At 65.4% G+C, this 20,020-nt stretch carries 22 protein-coding genes; 3 read left to right on the top strand and 19 right to left on the bottom strand.

Features of this window, described 5'->3' with window-relative positions:
- Positions 1-3 precede the first annotated feature (3 nt).
- From DU505_RS05905 to DU505_RS05880, 6 genes are all read right to left on the bottom strand, one after another.
- Positions 4-687 (bottom strand): BamJ family beta-barrel-assembly machinery protein, encoded by a 684-nt coding sequence (locus DU505_RS05905; protein ID WP_114478069.1) that lies wholly within the window; start codon positions 685-687, stop codon positions 4-6.
- A 125-nt stretch (positions 688-812) separates the two neighbouring features.
- The gene (locus DU505_RS05900) at positions 813-1,256 is read right to left on the bottom strand and encodes a universal stress protein (RefSeq protein WP_114478068.1); all 444 of its coding nucleotides are present in this window, start codon (positions 1,254-1,256) and stop codon (positions 813-815) included.
- A gap of 32 nt (positions 1,257-1,288) precedes the next feature.
- Entirely contained in the window at positions 1,289-2,572 is a 1,284-nt protein-coding gene (locus tag DU505_RS05895; RefSeq protein ID WP_114478067.1) for a TRAP transporter large permease, read from the bottom strand.
- A 27-nt stretch (positions 2,573-2,599) separates the two neighbouring features.
- Entirely contained in the window at positions 2,600-3,178 is a 579-nt protein-coding gene (locus DU505_RS05890) for a TRAP transporter small permease (RefSeq protein ID WP_114478066.1), read from the bottom strand.
- A 181-nt stretch (positions 3,179-3,359) separates the two neighbouring features.
- Positions 3,360-4,376, bottom strand: a complete 1,017-nt coding sequence (locus tag DU505_RS05885) for a TRAP transporter substrate-binding protein (RefSeq protein WP_114478065.1) — start codon at positions 4,374-4,376, stop codon at positions 3,360-3,362.
- A 102-nt stretch (positions 4,377-4,478) separates the two neighbouring features.
- Positions 4,479-5,069 (bottom strand): TIGR02444 family protein, encoded by a 591-nt coding sequence (locus DU505_RS05880; RefSeq protein WP_245947785.1) that lies wholly within the window; start codon positions 5,067-5,069, stop codon positions 4,479-4,481.
- A 186-nt stretch (positions 5,070-5,255) separates the two neighbouring features.
- On the opposite strand from DU505_RS05880, the gene DU505_RS05875 reads away from it, so the two are divergent.
- Positions 5,256-7,220 carry an ATP-binding cassette domain-containing protein gene (locus DU505_RS05875; protein ID WP_114478064.1) on the top strand — a complete coding sequence of 655 codons (1,965 nt, stop codon included), beginning with the start codon at positions 5,256-5,258 and terminating at the stop codon, positions 7,218-7,220.
- 197 nt (positions 7,221-7,417) lie between these two features.
- Here the strand turns inward: DU505_RS05875 and dtd are convergent, their stop codons facing one another.
- The 3 genes from dtd to thiD all read right to left on the bottom strand — a co-directional run bounded on the left by dtd (position 7,418) and on the right by thiD (position 9,647).
- Complete coding sequence (dtd, locus tag DU505_RS05870; protein WP_114478063.1) at positions 7,418-7,855, bottom strand: D-aminoacyl-tRNA deacylase; 438 nt, start codon at positions 7,853-7,855, stop codon at positions 7,418-7,420.
- 51 nt (positions 7,856-7,906) lie between these two features.
- Entirely contained in the window at positions 7,907-8,752 is an 846-nt protein-coding gene (locus tag DU505_RS05865) for a universal stress protein (RefSeq protein WP_114478062.1), read from the bottom strand.
- A gap of 82 nt (positions 8,753-8,834) precedes the next feature.
- On the bottom strand, positions 8,835-9,647 hold the full coding sequence (gene thiD / locus DU505_RS05860; RefSeq protein ID WP_114478061.1) for a bifunctional hydroxymethylpyrimidine kinase/phosphomethylpyrimidine kinase: 813 nt from the start codon (positions 9,645-9,647) through the stop codon (positions 8,835-8,837).
- Positions 9,648-9,692: 45 nt separating this feature from the next.
- On the opposite strand from thiD, the gene DU505_RS05855 reads away from it, so the two are divergent.
- Positions 9,693-10,124 carry a YqaA family protein gene (locus DU505_RS05855; RefSeq protein ID WP_114478060.1) on the top strand — a complete coding sequence of 144 codons (432 nt, stop codon included), beginning with the start codon at positions 9,693-9,695 and terminating at the stop codon, positions 10,122-10,124.
- A gap of 29 nt (positions 10,125-10,153) precedes the next feature.
- Here DU505_RS05855 and DU505_RS05850 read toward each other — a convergent pair whose 3' ends face one another.
- From DU505_RS05850 to DU505_RS05830, 5 genes are all read right to left on the bottom strand, one after another.
- Positions 10,154-11,557, bottom strand: a complete 1,404-nt coding sequence (locus DU505_RS05850) for a TRAP transporter large permease (RefSeq protein WP_245947797.1) — start codon at positions 11,555-11,557, stop codon at positions 10,154-10,156.
- 10 nt (positions 11,558-11,567) lie between these two features.
- On the bottom strand, positions 11,568-12,116 hold the full coding sequence (locus DU505_RS05845) for a TRAP transporter small permease subunit (RefSeq protein ID WP_114478059.1): 549 nt from the start codon (positions 12,114-12,116) through the stop codon (positions 11,568-11,570).
- 92 nt (positions 12,117-12,208) lie between these two features.
- A complete protein-coding gene (locus tag DU505_RS05840; protein ID WP_114478058.1) occupies positions 12,209-13,045 on the bottom strand; it encodes an endonuclease/exonuclease/phosphatase family protein in 837 nt (278 codons plus the stop codon).
- A gap of 15 nt (positions 13,046-13,060) precedes the next feature.
- On the bottom strand, positions 13,061-13,711 hold the full coding sequence (locus DU505_RS05835) for a thiol:disulfide interchange protein DsbA/DsbL (RefSeq protein ID WP_114478057.1): 651 nt from the start codon (positions 13,709-13,711) through the stop codon (positions 13,061-13,063).
- Between the two features lie 179 nt (positions 13,712-13,890).
- Positions 13,891-14,511, bottom strand: coding sequence for a c-type cytochrome (locus DU505_RS05830; RefSeq protein WP_114478056.1), 621 nt, complete (start codon positions 14,509-14,511; stop codon positions 13,891-13,893).
- A 262-nt stretch (positions 14,512-14,773) separates the two neighbouring features.
- On the opposite strand from DU505_RS05830, the gene yihA reads away from it, so the two are divergent.
- Positions 14,774-15,391, top strand: coding sequence for a ribosome biogenesis GTP-binding protein YihA/YsxC (yihA, locus tag DU505_RS05825; protein WP_114478267.1), 618 nt, complete (start codon positions 14,774-14,776; stop codon positions 15,389-15,391).
- Positions 15,392-15,472: 81 nt separating this feature from the next.
- On the opposite strand, the gene DU505_RS05820 is transcribed toward yihA, so the two are convergent.
- Genes DU505_RS05820 through lysA form a run of 5 tightly spaced genes read right to left on the bottom strand, consistent with a single transcriptional unit; the run spans position 15,473 to position 20,013 of the window.
- A complete protein-coding gene (locus DU505_RS05820) occupies positions 15,473-16,228 on the bottom strand; it encodes an HAD family hydrolase (protein WP_114478055.1) in 756 nt (251 codons plus the stop codon).
- 5 nt (positions 16,229-16,233) lie between these two features.
- Positions 16,234-17,148 carry a tyrosine recombinase XerC gene (locus tag DU505_RS05815; RefSeq protein WP_114478054.1) on the bottom strand — a complete coding sequence of 305 codons (915 nt, stop codon included), beginning with the start codon at positions 17,146-17,148 and terminating at the stop codon, positions 16,234-16,236.
- Complete coding sequence (locus tag DU505_RS05810; RefSeq protein WP_114478053.1) at positions 17,141-17,860, bottom strand: DUF484 family protein; 720 nt, start codon at positions 17,858-17,860, stop codon at positions 17,141-17,143. The genes DU505_RS05815 and DU505_RS05810 overlap by 8 nt, the downstream gene beginning before the upstream one ends.
- A gap of 36 nt (positions 17,861-17,896) precedes the next feature.
- Positions 17,897-18,730 (bottom strand): diaminopimelate epimerase, encoded by an 834-nt coding sequence (gene dapF / locus DU505_RS05805; protein ID WP_114478052.1) that lies wholly within the window; start codon positions 18,728-18,730, stop codon positions 17,897-17,899.
- The gene (gene lysA / locus DU505_RS05800) at positions 18,730-20,013 is read right to left on the bottom strand and encodes a diaminopimelate decarboxylase (protein ID WP_114478051.1); all 1,284 of its coding nucleotides are present in this window, start codon (positions 20,011-20,013) and stop codon (positions 18,730-18,732) included. The genes dapF and lysA overlap by 1 nt, the downstream gene beginning before the upstream one ends.
- Between the last annotated feature and the right edge of the window lie 7 nt (positions 20,014-20,020).

Genomic DNA, 20,020 nt, shown 5'->3' with positions numbered 1-20,020 from the left:
CTGTCAATCCATCACATCGAGCAGTTCGACCTGAAAGATCAGCGTCTCGTTGGGTCCGATGGGACCCTGTCCCTGAGCGCCATAGCCAAGCTCGGGGGGAATGTAGAGCGTCCAGGTATCGCCGACACTCATCAGCTGCAAGGCTTCCTGCCAACCCTCGATGACCTGATCGACCCGAAAGCTGACCGACTCACCGCGATCGAAGGAGCTGTCGAATACGGTGCCGTCGACCAGCGTACCCTCATAGTGGACTTCCACGTGGGAGGTCGGCCCCGGGCTTGCGCCATCGCCGGCTTCCATGACCTCATACTGCAGGCCCGACTCGGTGGTCTCGACTTCTTCCCGTTCGGCATTCTCGACCAGGAAGGTTTCACCCTCTGCAAGATTGCGTTCGGCCATTTCCTGGGTTTCGGCCTGACGGGTGGCAATGGCCTGCTCCTGAAACCGGCTCAGGGTCTCGGCCATCTCATCGGCACTCATGGCCAGCTCATTCTCTTCGATGACATCGCGTATTGCGTCGGCGAAGGCATCCACGTCCAGGTCGGCATACTCCTGTGCGATGCTCTGGCCATAGGCAATGCCCAGGCTGTAGCTGAGGCGCTCGTCCTCGGTCTCCGGTGAGGCTAGCGCGAGCGGAGCTGCGGCCATCAACGTGACCAAGGAGGCGGAAGTCAGGAGTGTCTTCATGCTGAATCCTTTGGAAATAGAAGCAGTGTGGCGTGAACCCGTTGGCAGCTATTCGGACTCTAACAAGGCCGGTCTGGTTCCCCACCCGCTGACAAATGGGGGCTCGACCGGACAGGCCGAGTGGGTCAGACCACCAGGGTAGGGCAGTGGGCGGAGCCCGCCACGCGCTGGGCGACGCTCCCCAGCAGCAGGCTCTTCTCCCCATTGGTGCCCTGTGCTCCGATCACGATCAGGTCGCACTCACGCTTGCGGGCGAAGCGAACGATGGTGCGCGAAGGACGCCCACCCTTGACGAAGGCACGCAGTCGCGCCGGGTCGGCGCCCAGCTCCACCGCCTCGCCCTTGGCATGCACGGCGATCTCGGTGGCGTACTCCTTGAGCGCGTCATCGGGAATATCCAGCTTGTCGGGGCGCACCATGGAGAGCGAGGCCTCCAACAGGCTGTGGTGCTTGAACACACAAAGCACATAGAGCTCGGCGCCGGTCAGCATCTGCAGCCCCACGGCCTTTTCCAGCGCCTTCATGGCGCCCTTCGAACCATCCACCGGTACCAGTATCCGATTGAACATCACCATCTCCTTAGCGGGGTCAGTCTCGCCGATCAACGGAAGGCCAGGTCACGCAGAAACAGCGCGATCTGCGGGAACATGATGATCAGGGCCGCCGACAGCACCAGCATGAAGATAAAGGGTGGGGTGCCACGGATCACCTCCCAATAGGGTCGCTTGAAGATGGCGATGGCCGTGAAGATATCGCAGCCAAAGGGTGGCGTCGCGGAGCCTATCGCAACCTGCAGGGTGATCAACACACCCACATGCACGGGATCCAGGCCGGAGGCGGCGATCGCCGGTGCGAAGATGGGTGTCAGCACCAGGATGACAACGATGGGGTCGACGAACATGCAGGCGACGAAGAAGGCGATGGATATCGCGACCAGCACACCGACAGGGCCCGCCTCGTTGATGCCGAAGGCGGCGAGCAGGGACTGTGGAATTTGGGCGAAGGAGATGATCCACGAGAAGCCGTTGCCTACCGCCACCAGGATGAAAACCACCGCGGTGATCAGGCCGGTGGACTTGGCGATGGTATAGATATCCGGCATTTTCAGCGAGCGGAAGATCACGAATTCAAGCAGTACCGCATAGAGTACACAGGCGGCGGCTGCTTCGGTCGGGCTGAAGATGCCGCCATAGATGCCGCCGACGATCAGTACCGGGAAACCCAGGGGCCATAGTGCGTCACGTACCGCAAGGGCACGCTCCTTCCAGCTCGACTTGGGCTCGGTGGGCACCTTGTGATAGATGGCGTAGAACACGCAGTAGATCGAAAACATCAACAGGATCAGCAGGCCAGGGCCGATACCGGCGATGAACAGCTCGCCGATGGAGGTGCCGGAAATGACCCCGTAGATGATCATGCCGATACTGGGGGGGATCAGAAAGGCGATATCACTGGAGTTGATGATCAGCGCCAGGGTGAAGGGATCCTTGTAGCCGGCCTTGAGCATGCGCGGGCGCAGCGGGGAACCGACCGCCACCACGGTGGCCTGGGTGGAGCCGGAAACGGCACCGAACAGGGTGCAGGAAGCCGCGGTGCTGACGGCAAGGCCGCCTTTGACGTGGCCGACGAAGCTCATGACCATGTCGATCAGGCGGCCGGCGGACTGGCCTCGGGTCATGATGTCGGCTGCCAGGATGAACATGGGCACGGCGATCAGTGCCGTGGGCCGTATGCCGCCCATCATCTGCTGGATGAGGGTTTCCATCTGGCCGGTGCCGCCGAAGGTCATGAAAAAGCCGACGAACGCCGCCGTGGCAAGGGGAATCATCATCGGGAAGCCGAGCATCAGCAACACGATCATGAGGGAAACGATGATGGTTGTCATGGTGGTCTAATCCTCTCGTGCTCAGCGTCAGACTTCGGTTTCCGTGTCCTTGTAGCCATCGACCACATGGGTCGACAGATAGACGTCACGGGAGGTGAGGTTCTTGATGGCGGTGAGCAGGTACTGAATGCCGGTAATGGTGAATCCGACCGGGACCCAAAGGTAGATGATCCATACCGGGATGCTCAGAGAGGGGAGCACTCGTCCGCGACCGTAGAGCGTGCTGATATAGCCGATGGAGTAGTAGCAGAGCGCGAACATCACCACCGAGGTGAAGAGGCAGATGATGATCATCAGCCAGCGTCGGCCGCCAGTGGGCAGGGCGTCATAGAAGGCGGACATGCGGATATGTCGCCCGTGGCGGGCGGCGTAGCCGAGCCCGGCGAAGGTGATCATCACGATCAGGATACGATTCACCTCTTCGGAAAAATGCAGGCTCTCGCCGAGCAGAAAGCGGCTGATCACGTTGGCCACCGTGTTGATGGCCATCAGTATCACCCCCATGGCCAGGATCGTTGACTCGGCCTTGCTGATCCAGGTATCGACCATGCCCAGGGGGCCGGGGAGCGTCGAGCGATAATTCTTCTCGGATTCTTCTTCTGTCATGCGACCGGACTCCTGAGTGTTCCCTGCGAAGGGAGTGAGTGTCCTCTCCACCGTCAAGGACAACCGTTTCACCAAACAACAAGTCATCAAACAGCACGTCACCAGGCAACCCGTCATCAAACAACGAGGGGGTAGCCGGCCGGCTACCCCCTCGCACGCTCACGATGAGTTGCCCGAAAGCTTACTCGCCGGTCACGGCTTCCAGGTCGGCCTTGAACTGCTCGAGCAGCTCCTGGCCGCGGTCACCGGTCATTTCGATGAAGCGCTCTTCGACCTGCGGAGCACGCTCGCGGAAGGCCTGGATCTGGTCTTCGTCGAGGCGGGTTACAGTAACCTCGTCGGATGCCTCCTGGATCTTTTCCAGGGATTCATCGGCGAGCCCGGAGATGTGGTCGATGATCTGTTCATAGGCCGCATCGCTGGCGTCACGCACCAGTTGCTGTTCCTCTTCGGAAAGACCGTCGAAGAAGTCCTGATTGGCCATCATGGCGGTGGTGAACCAGCCATGGCCGGTGAAGACCAGGTGCGGAGAGACCTCGTAGAGACCACCGGATTCGATCCAGAAGATCGGGTTTTCCTGGCCCTGGATGATGCCGGTCTGCAGGCCGCCGTACACTTCACCCCAGGGCAGCGGGGTCGGGGTGGCGCCGAAGGCACGATAGGTTTCCGAGAGCAGCGGGTTGGTCATGGTGCGGACGTTCTTGCCGCGCAGATCGTCAGGGCTGGTGAAGGGCTCGTCCAGCGTGACGACCATTTCGCCTTCCGGGTACATCTGCAGAAGCTCGAGGCCTTGCTCGGCATAGAGCTCCGGGAACATCTCGTTGATGGCCTTGCTGGTATTGAAGAACTCGACGACCGCGTCCTGGTCGGTGGGCAGCAGATAGGGAATGAAGAAGATCTGCGCCTCGGGAATCAGCGCACCGGTGAAGCCGGGCGACTGATTGACGAACTGGAGAATACCCGCCTGGGTCTGCTCCATGATGTCGTCGGACTCGCCCAGCTCGCCGAAGCGATAGACCTGGACGGTATGGTCGGAATTTTCCTCGATATATTCCTTGAAGGCGATAGCGAACACGTCTTGGACATCACCCTCGAATTCCTCATGCGCATAGCGCCACTCGGCGGAATGTGCGGCAGCCGACATGCCGAACATCAGCGCGCCGATACTGGCAGTGGTCAACAGCTTGGTTGCCTTCATTATTGTGTTCTCCTCGCAGGTTAGGCCTGTGAAACTCGATCACATCTCCAGGCATCGCGCAGCCTCATGGACTGCATAGCTTTTTTCAGGCTAGCGTGGCACCTAGGGGGGGTCAAGCTGGCATTCGATGGTTTGAAGCGCTAAAAGTTGTGGTTTTTTCTGCAATTGCCAGCGCGATGCAAGGAAAAATGCCAGTTTTGAGCGAGAAGTCGAATGACGGACGAGACCTTCACCGCGTTCTGCCAGGGCCTGCAGGCGGGCGAGGGTTTCCTGCTCGGCGGCAAGCTCGGTGCGCTTCAGTCGACGACGGACATCGGCCACGCCAGTGCTTTTTCCCGCCTCGCCTTTCAGGCGTCGGCGCAGGGCGCGCAGCACCGATGTGACCTCCCGCTGCCACTGGCGGATCGCCACGAGCCCCTCGGGTTCCGTTTCCAGAGCCAGACCATGATGGTGGAGCCAGCAGTGCCACAGCAGCTCACAGACGTCCACGCCGGCCTCATCCTGCAGTGTCAGGCAGGCGGCCTCCACGCCGGGGCGTGCATAGAGCGCCAGGGCAAAGTCCCACAGCGAATCCGCCGCCAGCTGGCTCCGCAGAGCCGTCTCCAATCGGGTAGAATCGTCACTCATGATCAGGCTGTCGCCACTTGCCGTTACCGCCTTCTGTTGGGAATTGCCGCCGACGGGCGACAGCATCGTTATCTGCTAAGGAAATGCTGAACAAATCGACGAGCGAGATGAAGCGCAAGGCGCACGGAGCACAGGAACCGGAGCATATGGGGTATATGTGAGGATTCCGACCGGGCTGGCGCACCAGCACCGCGCAACGAAGCGATTCGCTCGCACAGTCATTTGTGCAGTGTTTCCCTAATTGGAGTCTGCATGATTGCACTGCGCCAGGTCACCCTGCAACGCGGCACCCAGACCCTGCTCGAGGGGGCAGAGCTGACCCTGCACGCCGGCCACAAAGCCGGGATCGTCGGGCCCAACGGTGCCGGCAAGTCGAGCCTGTTCAGCCTGCTGCTGGGCAGCCTCGCACCGGACAGGGGCGAAGTCGAGATGAGCGGCGGGCAGCGCATCGCCCACATGGCCCAGGATGTGGCGGCGCTCACGCGTCCCATCGTCGACTATGTGCTCGATGGCGACCGGGAGCTGCGCCAGACCGAAGCGGCCCTGGCGCGGGCGCAAGAGCAGGGCGAGGCCCATCGAGAAGCCGAACTGCACGGTGCCATCGAGGCCCTCGACGGCTACAGTGCCCCGGCCCGCGCCGCCCAGCTGCTGATCGGCCTGGGCTTTGCCCAGGCCGACCTCGAGCGCCCGCTATCGGATTTCTCCGGCGGCTGGCGGATGCGCGTCAACCTGGCGCGCACGCTCTTCATGCCGTCGGACCTGCTGCTCCTCGACGAGCCCACCAACCACCTGGACCTGGACGCGCTGCTGTGGCTCGAGCAGTGGCTGACGCGCTACCCCGGAACGCTGCTGCTGATTTCCCACGACCGGGACTTCCTCGATGCCGTCTGCGACCATATCGTGCACTTCGACCGCTGCTCCCTGGTGCTCTACCGTGGAAACTACTCCACCTTCGAGCGTACCCGAGCCGAGAAGCTGGCGCTGCAGCAGGCCGAAGCCGCCAAGCAGCAGGCCCGCCGCGCGGAGATCGAGCGCTTTGTGGCCCGCTTCCGGGCTCAGGCCACCAAGGCGCGCCAGGCCCAGAGCCGCCTGAAGATGCTCGAGCGTATGGGCGACATCGCCGTCGCCCATGCCGATTCACCCTTTCACTTCAGCATTCCCTCCTCCGACAAGACCTCGCATCCGCTGCTGGTACTCGATGAGGCCCGGCTCGGCTATCGGGACGAGTCGGGCAGCGAGCCAGGAGGGGAGAGGGTGCAGCTCGACGGGGTGAAGGTGAGCCTGCTGCCGGGACAGCGAATCGGCCTGCTGGGCCCCAACGGAGCCGGCAAGTCGACGCTGATCAAGTCGCTGACAGGCGACCTGCCGCTGCTGGCCGGCAAGCGCATCCCGGGTGAGCACCTGGCCATCGGCTACTTTGCCCAGCATCAGCTCGAGAGCCTGGACCTGACCTCCACGCCGTTCCAGCATGTGCTGCGACTCTCGCCCACGGCAAGCGACCAGGCGATCCGCAACTTCCTCGGTGGCTTCGGCTTCCACGGTGATACCGTCTTCGCCGAGGTGGGAAGCTTCTCCGGTGGCGAGAAGGCGCGTCTGGCGCTGTCGCTGGTGGCCTGGCAGAAGCCCAACCTGCTGCTGCTCGATGAGCCGACCAACCACCTCGACCTGGAGATGCGCGAGGCGCTGACCGAAGCCCTGGCCTCCTTCGAGGGCACGGTGATCATCGTTTCCCACGACCGCCACCTGCTGCGGGCCACCGTGGATGAATTCTGGTGCGTGGCGGACCACCGGGTCGAGCCCTTCGACGGTGACCTGGAGGATTACCGCGCCTGGCTCAAGGCGCGCCTGGAGGGCGTGCGGCGTGACGCGCGGGCCGACAAGGCCGAGCGACAGGCGGAGAGCGCCGCACCGAAAGAGGATCGCAAGGCGGCCCGACGCGCCGCCGCCGAGTTGCGCGAGAAGCTACGTCCGCTGAAGAAGGCGCGCGACCGCGCCGAGCAGGCCATGGAGAAGGTCCAGGGCGAGCTCGCCACGGTGGAGGAAGTGCTGGGCGATGCCGAGCTCTACACCGACCCGGCGCGCAAGGCCGAGCTCACCGAGCGGCTGGCGCGCCAGGGCGAGCTGAAGTCGCGGCTCGATGCCCTTGAAGCAGAGTGGCTGGCCGCCGAGGAGGAGCTGGAAGCGATGGAGGCGGAGCTGCAGGAGAGCGGGGCCTGACTCACCGGCTATGTCACCGACCGTCAGCAGAGCGAGCCGTGTCTGGGTGGCCCGCGGCTGATCCGGCGTCAGGCCCCGGGGCGCCGGACCGTCGATGAGGCGCTGTGAACCCATCCCTGGGCGCTACATTTGCCATCCATGGCAAATGACCTCCTCTTCGGCCTGCCCCCGGCGCCGCTCGTTTCGGCGGCGCTGCTTCAGCTCTCCAGCAGAAACGTCACCGGCCCGTCATTGACCAGCTCCACCTGCATGTTGGCGGCGAACTCACCGCAGGCGACCTTCGGCCAGGCCGACTGGGCACGCTCGAGCAGGTAGTGGAACAACCGCTCGCCCTCGGCCGGCGGCGCGGCGCTGGAGAAGCTGGGGCGCAGCCCCTTGCGGGTATCGGCGGCCAGGGTGAACTGGGAGACCAGCAGCAGGCCGCCCTCGACCTGCTGCAGGTCGAGGTTCATCTTGTCGGCCTCGTCGGCGAAGACCCGGTAATGCAGCAGCTTGTGCAACAGCTTGTCGGCAGCGGCCTCGTCGTCCCCCTTCTCCACGCCGACCAGGGCCAGCAGGCCTCGATCGATGGCTCCCACGGTCCGCTGGTCGACCACTACGCTGGCGCGCCGTACACGCTGTATCAGGGCTTTCATCCGGCAAGCTTCCCTCTGGCTTGAGTTGGCCGAAGGGTATCACGCACCTCTCTACCAGGCGCGGCACAACATGATGTCGCAATGTGGCTCGGAGAGCAGCGCCTCGGTGATATGGCTATGGCGGCCCAGCTGGCCACGGCAGCTCAGCGCCAGCAGGTCCGGCGGCTGGCGGCGCAGCCGGGTCAGCAGCACTTCCAGGGGATCGCCCTGTTCCAGCACCAGCTCCAGGTCCGGCACGCTGTCGAGCTCGCTCATCAGCTGGTCGGTCTCGCGCTCCAGCTGGCAGCGCAGGCGTTCCACCTCCCGGTCGCGCCAGCGGGCATACTCCTTGTCCGATCCCAGCTCCCGCTCGCCGGGAATGTCCCAGGCGTGCAGCAGCGTCAGTCGCGCCTCCGGAAAGCGCTTGAGCGTCTCGCGCAGGATATGGCGGCTGCCCAGCGAAAAATCCACCGGGACGAGGATATCCTGCCAGTCGCGGTTGGCCGGCTGGCTGACCGAGAGCACCGGGCAGGGGGCGCTGCGCAGCACTCGTGCCAGGGTGGTGCCGGCGACCAGGTCGGGCTGGCCGCGCTTGCGGTGGGAGCCGAGTACGATCATGTCGACTTCACGGTCATGGGCCTCGCGGATGATCTCGGCATAGGAGGCCCCGGCCACCGTCTGCAGCAGGGTGCGCGGCTCGGGCAGGGCGTAGTCCTCGCGGATATCCGTCAGCATGGCCTGCATGTCGGCCACGACCGCTTCCTCCAGGTCATGGAGCACCCGGCGCGGCAGGTAGGGGTCGAGTACATGAATGACATCGAGCCTCGCGCCACTCTCATGGGCCAGACGAATGGCTCGTGCGTAGGCGGCGCGATTCTCTTCCGAGAGGTCGCAGGCAAACAGCAGCGTCTGGGTCATGATGTCTCTCTCCGTGACGGTGGGCCTGACGGGGACAGATTTCAGCATGGGTGGGAGCCGGCAAGCACGCAAGGCGTGTTTGCTACCACCAGCGGTGAAAGTGGTGCACCGGACCGTGGCCACGGCCCACATCAAGCCGCGAGCTCTCGGTCAGCGCCGTTTCCAGCCACTGCTTGGCATTGGCCACGGCCTCGGGCAGCGGGTCGCCCAGAGCGAGGCGAGCTGCAATGGCCGACGAGAGCGAGCAGCCGGTGCCGTGCAGGTTCGAGGTCGCGATGCGGGAGCCCTCCAGCCAACGGGTCTCGCCAGTGGTTATCAGCAGGTCGGGGCAACTCTCACCCTGCAGGTGCCCGCCCTTGAGCAGCACGGCACCGGCGCCCAGGGCGGCCAGTTGCGGAGCCATGGCCTCCATGTCGGCACGTGTCATGGGCGCACCGCAGCCCAGCAGTACCGCGGCTTCGGGGAGGTTGGGGGTGATCAGGTCGGCCAGCGGTACCAGCACCTCGCGCACCGCGGCGATGCCCACATCGTCGACCAGGACATCGCCGCTCTTGGCGACCATCACCGGGTCCAGCACCACCCAGTGCGGTCGCCTCGCCTCGAGGCCGTCGCGCAGCGTTTCGGCCACCTCGCGGGAGGCGACCATGCCGATCTTGACCGCATCGAGGGCGACATCGTCGAGCAGGGTGTCGAGCTGAAGGCGGATGAAGTCCTCCGGTACCGGGTGCACACCGCGCACGCCGCGTGTGTTCTGGGCGGTCAGGGCGGTGATGACGCTGGTACCATAGGCGCCCAGCGCGGAGAACGTCTTGAGGTCTGCCTGGATCCCGGCACCGCCGCTGGGGTCGGAGCCGGCAATGGACAACACATTGGGGATGGAGCGGTTCGAGGTCATGACGTCATCGTCTCGCAAGCGGGTCTGGGGTAGTCAGGGGGCGCCATGTTGAGCCTGTTCGTGGTGGCACTGGTCAGTGCCACCCTGCTGCCGGGTGGCTCCGAGGTGTGGCTGGCTCGCCTCTGGTGCCTAGGCGAGCCTGTCATGATGCTGTGGCTGGTGGCCACCTCTGGCAACACCCTGGGCAGCCTGATCAACGTCTGGATGGGGCGCTATGCGCGCCGTTTCCAGGACCGGCGCTGGTTTCCCGCGTCGCCCCAGGGCCTGGCCCGGGCCGAGGGCTGGTATCACCGTTTCGGCGAATGGAGCCTGCTGATCTCCTGGGCGCCGGTGATCGGCGACCCACTCACCGTACTGGCCGGCGTCTTCCGGCTGCCCTGGTGGCGGGCCATACTGCTGATCACCCTGGCCAAGGGGACCCGCTATGCCGTGGTGCTTTACCTGGCGCAGGCCTGGTTGGCGCCTCTTTGTCAGTAAACCCAGGTCAGTTTGCCGCAACCTTGCCGCTACAGTATCGAAGGCAGCCAGGTGGCCAGGCCCGGGAACAGGGCCAGCGCCACCAGCATGGCTAGCTGAATCAGGATGAAGGGGATCACACCGCGGTAGATCGCCGACGTCGGCACCGACTGGGGCGTGACCCCGCGCAGGTAGAACAGGGCGAAGCCGAACGGCGGCGTCAGGAACGAGGTCTGCAGGTTCACCGCGATCATGATGCCGAGCCAGATCGGATCGAGGCCCATCATCAGCAGTACCGGCCCGACGATCGGCACCACCACGAAGGTGATCTCGATGAAGTCGAGAATGAAGCCCAGCAGGAAGATCACCAGCATCACAATCAGGGTGGCCCCCACCACGCCGCCGGGCATTGCCTCGAACAGCCCGGTTACCAACTCCTCGCCGCCATAGGCGCGGAATACCAGCGAGAAGAGCGCCGCCCCGATCAGGATCAGGAAGACCATGCTGGTCACCTGGGCGGTGGTCCGTACCACCTCGCGCAGCATCGCCAGGTTCAGGCGGCGATTGACCAGGGCCAGCAGGAAGGCGCCCATGGCACCCACCGCCGACGCTTCGGTGGGCGTGGCGAAGCCGCCGAGTATCGAGCCCAGTACCGCGACGATCAACAGCACCGGGGGGATCAGTCCCTTGATCAACAGGGGCCAGACACTGCCGCGGTGTCCCAGTTCATCCATCAGTGATTGACGGTCGGCGGCGGGGGCGGTTTCGGGTTTCACCCAGGCCGTTATCGTCAGGTAGACGATATAGGCCACCACCAGCAGCAGGCCGGGGATCAGCGCGCCAACGAACAGGTCGCCCACCGATACCGTCTTGGGGCTCCACACGCCCATGGCCAGCTGGGCCCGCTGATAGGCGTTGGAGAGCACGTCACCCAACAGCACCAGGGCGATGGACGGGGGGATGATCTGGCCCAGCGTGCCGGTGGCGCAGATGGTGCCGGTGGCAAGCGAGGGCGAATAGCCGCGCTTGAGCATGGTGGGCAGCGACAGCAGGCCCATGGTGACCACGGTGGCACCGACGATGCCGGTGGAGGCGGCCATCAGCATGCCCACCAGAATCACTGAAATCCCGAGTCCCCCGCGCAGCGTACCGAACAGCAGCGCCATGGCGTCGAGCAGGGTTTCGGCGATCTTCGACTTCTCCAGCAGCACGCCCATCAGCACGAACAGCGGCACCGCCAGAAGGGTGGAGTTGGTCATGATGCCGTAGAGCCGGTTGGGCATGGCACCCAGCATGCGCGACTCGAAGTGAACCGGCACCCCCATGTTCTGCAGCAGCATGCCGAGGCCGGTAAACATCAGGGCGGTACCGGCCAGCGCCAGGGCTACGGGATAGCCCAGCATCAGCACCAGGCAGACGGTGAAAAAGAGAATCAGCGGCATGAAATCAAGCAGGAATTCCACGTCAGAGCACCTCCCCGTGGTCGGGGGTATTGCCCGTCGCCTTGCCGCGCAGTATCAGCACCTGCCGGATCACCTGGGCAACGCCCTGGATCAGCAGCAGGGCGACCATTACCAGGATCAGCGACTTGAGCAGAAAGACGCCGGGGATGCCAGCGTCCGGCGAGCGCTCGAGGATGGCCCAGCTGCTTCGGACGTAGCCGTAACTGCCGATGCCAATGAAGAGCACCACCGGGAACAGCAGGAACAGCGTTCCCAGCAGGTCGATCCAGGCACGGCCACGGTTTGACAGCTTGCGATAGAAGATGTCGACACGCACATGGCCATCGTCGCGCAGGGTCCAGGCGGCGCCCAGCATGAAGACCATGGCGTGCATGTACATGACCGACTCCTGCATCACGACGCTGTGGATGCCCAGGGCGTAGCGCATCACCACGATGGCAAACTGCACCAGCATCATGACGATCACCAGCCAGGCGATGAAGCGGCCCACGACCTCGGTAAAGCCGTCGAGCCATGCGAGCAGGACCGGATCACGGTTCGCGGTTGGCATGGGGGTCTCTCGTTGTTGAAACGGATAGGGGACGCATCATCGCCGATTCGGCGTGATGCGTCATCCCCGTGTCTCAACGACAGGTGACAGGGTCAGGCCGAGTGCCAGCGGGTCTGGTGCTTGAGCAGGTCGCTGAGAATAGTTCGGCAGGCCTCGGGGAGCGCCAGGTCCACGGCGATCGGCAGGTGATCGGAGAAGAGATGGTCGAGCACGCGCACGTCGCGAGCCTCCAGCGAGTTGGAGATCAAGATGTGGTCCAGGGCGCGACGCGGCTGCCAGGAAGGGTAGCTGAGCATCGGGCGCACCGGGTGCAGCGGCAGCGAGGCGCAGAAGCGGGAGTGGCTGTGCAGCTGCGCCGGGGTGCAGTTGAGGTCGCCCATCACCACCACATGACGAAGCGGCTGGATGATCTCGCTGAGGTAGTCGAGCTGGCGAACCCGACCGCGATGGCTCAGGGCCAGGTGGGCGACGAACAGGTGAAGTGCATCCGGACCATCCCCGTAGCGGGCATGGATGGCGCCTCGGCCGGGCAGCGTGCCGGGCAGTCGATGCTCTTCGACCTGCGTGGGGGCGAGGCGCGAAAGCAGCCCGTTGCTATGCTGGGCGAAGCGCCCCAGGTTACGGTTCAGCTGTTGGTAGTGATGGGGAAAGCCGCCATGGGTGGCCAGGTACTCGACCTGGTTCACATGGCTTGAACGAAAGCTGCCCCCGTCGACTTCCTGCAGCCCCACGATATCGAAGCGCCCCAGCACCTCGCTGACCATGCTGAGACGGTTCATGCGCTTGGGGTGCGGCAGCAGATGCTGCCAGCTGCGTGTCAGGTAGTGATGATAGGCCGACGTCTGAATCCCCACCTGCATGTTGAAGGTGAGGAGCTTCAGATGACCGCCATCGAGTGGCGGTGTCTTCGCGTCGGCCAGTCGGGACATCTCTTTCGACACGGTTTATTCTTCTCGTTCCTGGCGAACCTTCTCGACCAGGGCATCGGCGATCTGGGGCATATTGTCCAGGCTACCGGCGCTGCTGGGCGTCACCAGGTAGCGGCCATCCACGACCAGTGCCGGAACGCCCATCAGGCGCATGGCTCGCATGCGGGCATGGGCCTGGTTGACCTGGGACTTGACGGCAAAGGCGTCCAGCGCCTCGAGAGCCTCGTCCTCACTGACCCCGTAGTCGCTGAAGAAGGCGGCAATGCTGTCGGGATCGGTCATCTTCTGGCCATTCTGGTGGATGGCGTCGAAGATGTCGGCATGCGCCTCCTCGCGAATTCCCAGTTCTTCGGCGGCATAGAAGACCGCTGCATGGGTGTTCCAGTCGCCGCCCATGGTGGCCGGCAGATGGACGATGCTGACGTCGTCGCCGAGGGTCTCGTACCAGGCCCCGACGGAACTCTGCAGGTTGTAGCAGTGCGGGCAGCCGTACCAGAACGCCTCGGTGACTTCGATCTGGTCGTCGGCGACACGGGTCTCGACGCGCTCGGGCAGCACCTCGTAGTGTTGGCCCTCCACCAGGGTGGCGGCCGAGGCCAGCGTCGACAGGCCGAGGCCGGCCAGGGCCATCACTGCGGTCTGGATGAAGCGGGAAGACTGGGACATTGCGTTGTCACTCCTTGAAAATACCGTATTCGCCTGGCGAATGGCGTGTCAGCGCCGGTTACGCTCGTGACTTTGAGCCCTGGGAGGGGCCAGGGTTCCGATATGGCCCGAAACAGCGAAGGCGGCCATGGGCCGCCTTCCTGGATCGGTCGATGAGCCGGGCCGCGCCGATGCCGGAATCAGTGCAGGCCGAGGATGTAGTTGGCCACGGCGGCCATGTCGTCGTCACTCATCTTGGCGGCGATATCACCCATCATGTTGCCGGGGTCATTGGCTCGCTCGCCCGAGGCGAAGTCCTGCAGGGTGGCGATGGTGTACTCCGCGTGCTGACCGGAAAGCCCCGGATAGATGGCCGTGTGGATGCCATCGCCGGCAGGTCCATGACAGGCGGTACATGCCGGGATGCCCTTGGTCATATCGCCAGCGCGATAGAGCTCCTGGCCGCGGGCGATCAGCTCTTCGTCGGGGTCGGCCTGACCGATGTTGGCATCCTGTTCGGCATAGAAGGCGGCCACGTCCCAGGCGTCCTGATCGGAGAAGTCGTCCACCTGGCCGACCATCTCCGGCACCAGCCGCTCACCGTCACGGATATCCATGATCTGCTTGGCCGTGTAGCTCATCTGCTGGCCGGCCAGGTGCGGGAAGGCGCCGGAGGGGCTGATGCCACTTTCTCCATGACAGGCGGCGCAGGGCTGCGCCAGCTCGCGTCCGGCTGCCGCATCGGCATCCGCTTCCAGGTCCGCGTGGGCGGCGCCAACGGCGCCCATGGTCAGTGCCAGGCTTGCCAGTAACTTTCTCATCGCAGTTTCACTATGCCGTTGTGTTGTTTACCGGTACGCATCCTGAGCGCCACCGGGCCTGGCAGGTTCCAGGCCGGGTTCGCCCTGCTGTCCGAGCGCCGGTTGCGCCGGTCGCTGAGGGCAAGAGCGCGGTGGTACACTAGCGCGCCCAGGTCGCAGAGAAAAAGACGCTGCATTATAACGAATCAAGCCCGTCTCGGGAATGCAGGTCAAGCCCCCGGCGACGGGATACATCTACTCCTTTCGGCAGGACCTCGACGCCATGGCCCAATTCAACTACCAGACCGCGCGTTTCATGACCAGTGCGCCGACCCTCGCTCATTGTCCGCCCGATGAAGGCGCCGAGGTCGCCTTTGCCGGCCGTTCAAATGCGGGAAAATCCAGCGCCATCAATACGTTGACTCGGCAGAAGGCCCTGGCGAGAACCTCGCGCACCCCGGGGCGCACGCAGCTGATCAACCTCTTCTCGCTGGGCGACGACACCACGCGACGGCTGGTCGACCTGCCCGGCTACGGCTATGCCAAGGTGCCCGAGGAGGTCAAGCGCGAGTGGCAGCGCCACCTGGCGGAGTACCTGCGCGCACGCCGGTCGCTGAAGGGCGTGGTGCTGGTCATGGACGTTCGCCATCCGCTCACCGAGTTCGACCAGACCCTGCTGGGCTGGGCCGATGAACAGGAGATGCCGGTTCATATCCTGCTGACCAAGTCGGACAAGCTGAAGTCCGGTGCCGCCAAGAGCGCGCTTCAGCAGGTGCGAACCCGCCTTCGCGAGTGGGAGGACCTGGTCAGCATCCAGCTCTTCTCTTCGCTCAAGCGCGAAGGTGTCGACGAGGTCAGCCGGCGACTCGATGGCTGGTTGGCCGGTCCCGAGTCCTCGTGACGGTACGTTAACAGCCTTGCCCCGGCCCGGCCAGGAGCCTGTCGGGTTTAGCCGGTCGTCACGATTCGCGGTTGATCAGTGTTAAGCCCGGCAGGCTCCTAGAGTACGCAGCAGCTCGGGCAGTTCCCGCACGTGATTCAGCCGGTGGATGCCGGCGGGCAGTGGCATGTCATCGATATGCGGCGAGATCCAGGCGACCTGCATGCCCAGGCGGCGAGCCGGTTCGACGTCCTCGCGCCAGGAGTCGCCCACATGGAGGGTTTGGGCGGGCGATGTGCCGAGCCGAGCCAGGGCGGCCAGGAAGGGGCGAGCATCCGGCTTGGGAGCGAAAAGCTCGCCCGCGGCGATGGCCACCGGGAAGTGGCGGCCGAGTGGTAGCCGATGTATATCCACGTTGCCGTTGGTGATGCTGGCGAGCCGGTAGTGCTGGCCGAGCGTTGTCAGCAGCGACTCCACTTCCGGGTGCGGCGTGACCCGATGGCGCAATAACATGAAGCGATCCATGGCAGCACCGGCCCACGACCGGGCGGTGTCACCGTCCAGCCCATACGCTACCAGCAGCCTCTGCAGGGCCTGCTCACGCAGCCAGGTGAAGTCCCCGCGGCGCAGCGGGTAGGCGGCGGCCAGTTCACGGCGTTGGTCCAGGAAGGCTTCCAGCGGGAAGCGTTCGGCGAAGCGTTGTGCCGGGGCCTGGCCGCGGTTGCGCTGCCAGCCCTCCAGCGCCTCGTCGAGCCAGGCGTAGTGCCCGGTCTCGGTCTCGACCATCACCTGGTGGTTGTCCCACAGGGTGTCGTCGAGGTCGAAGGTCAAGGCCTGGAGCCGGATCGTTGCGCGCATCTCGGTCACTCTCCGGACGGATTGGCAGGGCGTCGACGCGCGCGGGGATGCGCCGCGTCGTAGGTGGCGGCCAGGTGCTGCCAGTCGAGCTTGGTGTAGACCTGGGTCGTTGAAAGGTTGGCATGCCCCAGCAGTTCCTGGACGGCACGCAGGTCCTGGCTCGATTCGAGCAGGTGGCTGGCGAAGGAGTGGCGCAGCCGGTGCGGGTGAAGATGCTCCGGCAGACCGCGATGCCGGGCCAGTTCCGCCAGGCGTTTCTGGATGGCGCGATGCCCCAGCCGGCCCCCTCGCGAGCCGACGAAGAGCGCCGCTTCCCCCGGGGCGGCCAGCGCGGGGCGCAGGCTCAACCAGCACTCGAGCGCCTGCCTTGCGCTGCCGCCTACCGGCACCTGGCGCGGCTTGCTGCCCTTGCCCATCACCCGGACCCGGCGCGGCTCCAGGTCGCCCAGGTCGAGCCCAGCTAGCTCGGCCAGGCGCAGCCCGCTGGAGTAGAACAGCTCCAGCATCGCCTGGTCGCGGGTCGCCAGCGGTGAGCCGTCGTGTGGGGTGTCGAGCAGGTGGGCCAGCTGGTCCACGTCCAGCGGCTTGGGCAGGTGGCCGGGCTGGCGCGGCGTCGGCACCAGCTCGACCGGGTTGTGGCCCAGCAGGCCGGCGTGGCGCAGGAAGTTGGCGAAGTGAGAGGCGGCCGCACGGCGCCGGGCCAGGCTGCGTGGCGCCAGCCCGCGGCTGCGTTCGGCCCCGAGGAAGCGACGGACCGTGCCGACCTTCAGCTCGGCGCCGTCCTCGATGCCCTGTGCCTCCAGGAACGCAGCCAGGGCGGCCAGGTCCTGGCGATACGCCGTCACGGTGGCGGGGCTCGCGGTGCGCGCCAGCGCGCTCAGGCACTCGTCGAGCTGGCGGCGCAGGGCGTTCTCAGCCATGGGGCGCAGGGCTCAGGCGCATCAGCAGCCGAGCCAGCACGTCCCCGAGGTACTCGGTGAACAGGGTATCCATGCTGGCGCGAAAATGGTCCGGGTCGGGGCTGGCCAGGACCAGGTATCCCATTGGCTCCCCCAGGGTCAGGCGTGCCAGGGCGCAGGAGCCGGCCTGGCGGGGTGCCTGGACGTGGGGCAGCAGCCGACTCCAGTCAGTCTGCGTCAACCGCGTGCAGCGGCTGGCACGGCCGTCGAGCAGGGCGGCCAGGCGAACGCCGGCATGGTCGTCGAGTACCTGGCGCGGGGCCTGGGGAGGCATCGGCTCATGGTCGGTGAGCTCCGCCGGGCACCACAGCGCCACCGCCGGAATCTGGAATCGTTCGGCCATCTGGGTGGACAGGGCCTGGCCCAGGGCGTCGGCATCCTCGGCTTCCAGCAGCGCCAGGACCAGCTCGCGGGTGCGGCGGAACTGGGCCTCGTTGTGACGCGCCGACTCCAGCAGCTGCTCCAGGCGCCATTCGGCCTGCTCGGCACGCCTGCGCAGGTCGTAGACCAGGCGCTCCAGCAGCGAGGTGGTGCCCTGGGCCTCGGGGTGCGGCACCTTGAGCTGCTGCAGCAGCCCTTCGCGGCCGACGAAGAAGTCCGGATGGCGTGCCAGCCATTCTGCTACCCGATCGGGATCCAGGGTCTTGCGCGGTTCAGGGGCGGCTCGGGTCATGCGGGTGCTCCTTCGGGGTGATGGGCTTCAGGCCGGTCAAGCCAGGGCGACGCGCCCGTCGAAGACGCGCTCGGCGGGGCCGGTCATGCGCAGCGGGGCCTCCTCGGCCGGCCACTCGATGCGCAGGTCGCCGCCACGCAGGTGCACGGTGACCGGACTCTCCAGCAGCCCCTGGCGAATGCCGCAGGCCACCGCGGCGCAAGCGCCGGTGCCACAAGCCAGCGTTTCCCCACTGCCGCGCTCATGAACCCTGAGGCGGATCTCGTGGGGCGACACGACCTCCATGAAGCCTACATTGACCCGGCGTGGAAAGCGCGGATGATGTTCGATGGCGGGGCCGAGGCGCTCGACGGGCGCCCGCTCGACGTCGTCGACCCGCAGTACCGCATGGGGGTTGCCCATGGAAACCACACCCAACTCGACGCGCTCCCCTTCCACATCCAGCCCATGGCGCAGCCGGTCCTCGTCGGCCTCGAAGGGCAGCGCCTGGGGGGCGAAGCGCGGGACGCCCATGTCCACCGTCACCTGGCCGTCGTCCTCGACCAGCAGGGTCAGGGGACCGCCGCTGGTTTCCACATGGATCTCGTGCTTGTGGGTCAGGCGCTGGTCGCGCACGAAGCGGGCGAAGCAGCGCGCCCCGTTGCCGCAGTTCTCCACTTCACTGCCGTCGGCATTGAAGATGCGGTAGCGGAAGTCCATGTCCGGGTCTCGCGGCGGCTCGACGACCAGCAACTGGTCGAAGCCGATGCCGAAACGGCGATCGGCCAGCTGGCGAACCTGCTCGTCGCGCAGCCGGGCGCGCTGGGTTACCAGGTCGATGACCATGAAGTCGTTGCCGAGGCCATGCATCTTGGTGAAGTGGAGCAGCATCAGCGTGTCTCCCCGGACGCGGCGTCGGGCAGCAGCGACTCGCCGGCCCACAGGTCCTCGATCGACTCGCGTCGCCGTACGATATGGTAGCTGTCGCCATCCACCATGACCTCAGCGGGGCGCGGGCGGCTGTTGTAGTTCGACGCCATGGTGAAGCCGTAGGCGCCGGCCGAGCGTACTGCCAGCAGGTCGCCCGCTGCGATAGCGAGTTCGCGATCCTTGCCCAGGAAGTCGCTGGTCTCGCACACCGGGCCCACCACGTCGTAGAGGGCGCTGTCCCGGGGGTGACGCGCATCCACCGGAATGATCGCCTGCCACGCCTGGTAGAGGGATGGGCGGATCAGGTCGTTCATGCCGGCATCGATGATGGCGAAGTTCTTGGTCTCGCCGTGCTTGAGGTACTCCACCCGGGTCAGCAGCACGCCGGCGTTGGCGGCGATCGAACGGCCCGGCTCGAACAGCAGGGTCAGATTCGCGCCATGGGGCCACTGCGCCAGGCGCTCCAGCAGCGAGGCCGCATAGTCGAAGGGCTGGGGTGGGCGTTCGTCACGGTAGGGCACGCCGAGGCCGCCACCCAGGTCCAGGTGCTGCACCGTGATGCCGCGCTCGCGTAGGCGCTCCAGCAGCAGTAGCAGGCGGTCCAGGGCATCGAGGAAGGGGGCGAGCTCGGTGAGCTGCGAACCGATATGACAGTCCAGGCCGACGATCTCGATGCCGGGCAGGGTGCTGGCCAGTTCGTAGACCGCGAGCGCCTCTTCCACCGGAATGCCGAACTTGTTGCCCTTCAGGCCGGTGGAGATATAGGGGTGGGTGCCGGCGTCGACGTCCGGGTTGACCCGCAGCGACACCGGGGCCACCTTGCCCAGCCGTTCGGCCACGGCGCTGAGGCGCTCGAGTTCCGGCCGCGACTCCACGTTGAAGCACTTGATGCCCACGTCCAGCGCCCGCGCCATCTCGGCTTCCTGCTTGGCCACGCCGGAGAAGACCACCTTGGCGGGGTCGCCGCCGGCCGCCAGTACACGCTCCAGCTCGCCCAGGGAGACAATGTCGAAACCGGCACCGAGGCGGGCCAGCAGGCCCAGCACCGCCAAGTTGGAGTTGGCCTTCACCGCATAGCAGATCAGGTGCGGATGGCTGCCCAGCGCCTCGGTATAGGCGCGGAAGTGTCGCGCCAGGGTCGCCTTGGAGTAGACGTAGCAGGGGGTGCCGACCTCGTCGGCTACCCGTGAAAGCGGGACTTCCTCACCGTAGAGCACGCCGTCGCGATATTCGAAGTGGTCCATGTTCAGC

This window comes from Billgrantia montanilacus, from assembly GCF_003336675.1.
In the GTDB taxonomy this organism is placed as follows: domain Bacteria; phylum Pseudomonadota; class Gammaproteobacteria; order Pseudomonadales; family Halomonadaceae; genus Halomonas; species Halomonas montanilacus.
Note: the sequence above shows the minus strand (reverse complement) of the source record. Positions and strands in the feature narration are given on the sequence as shown.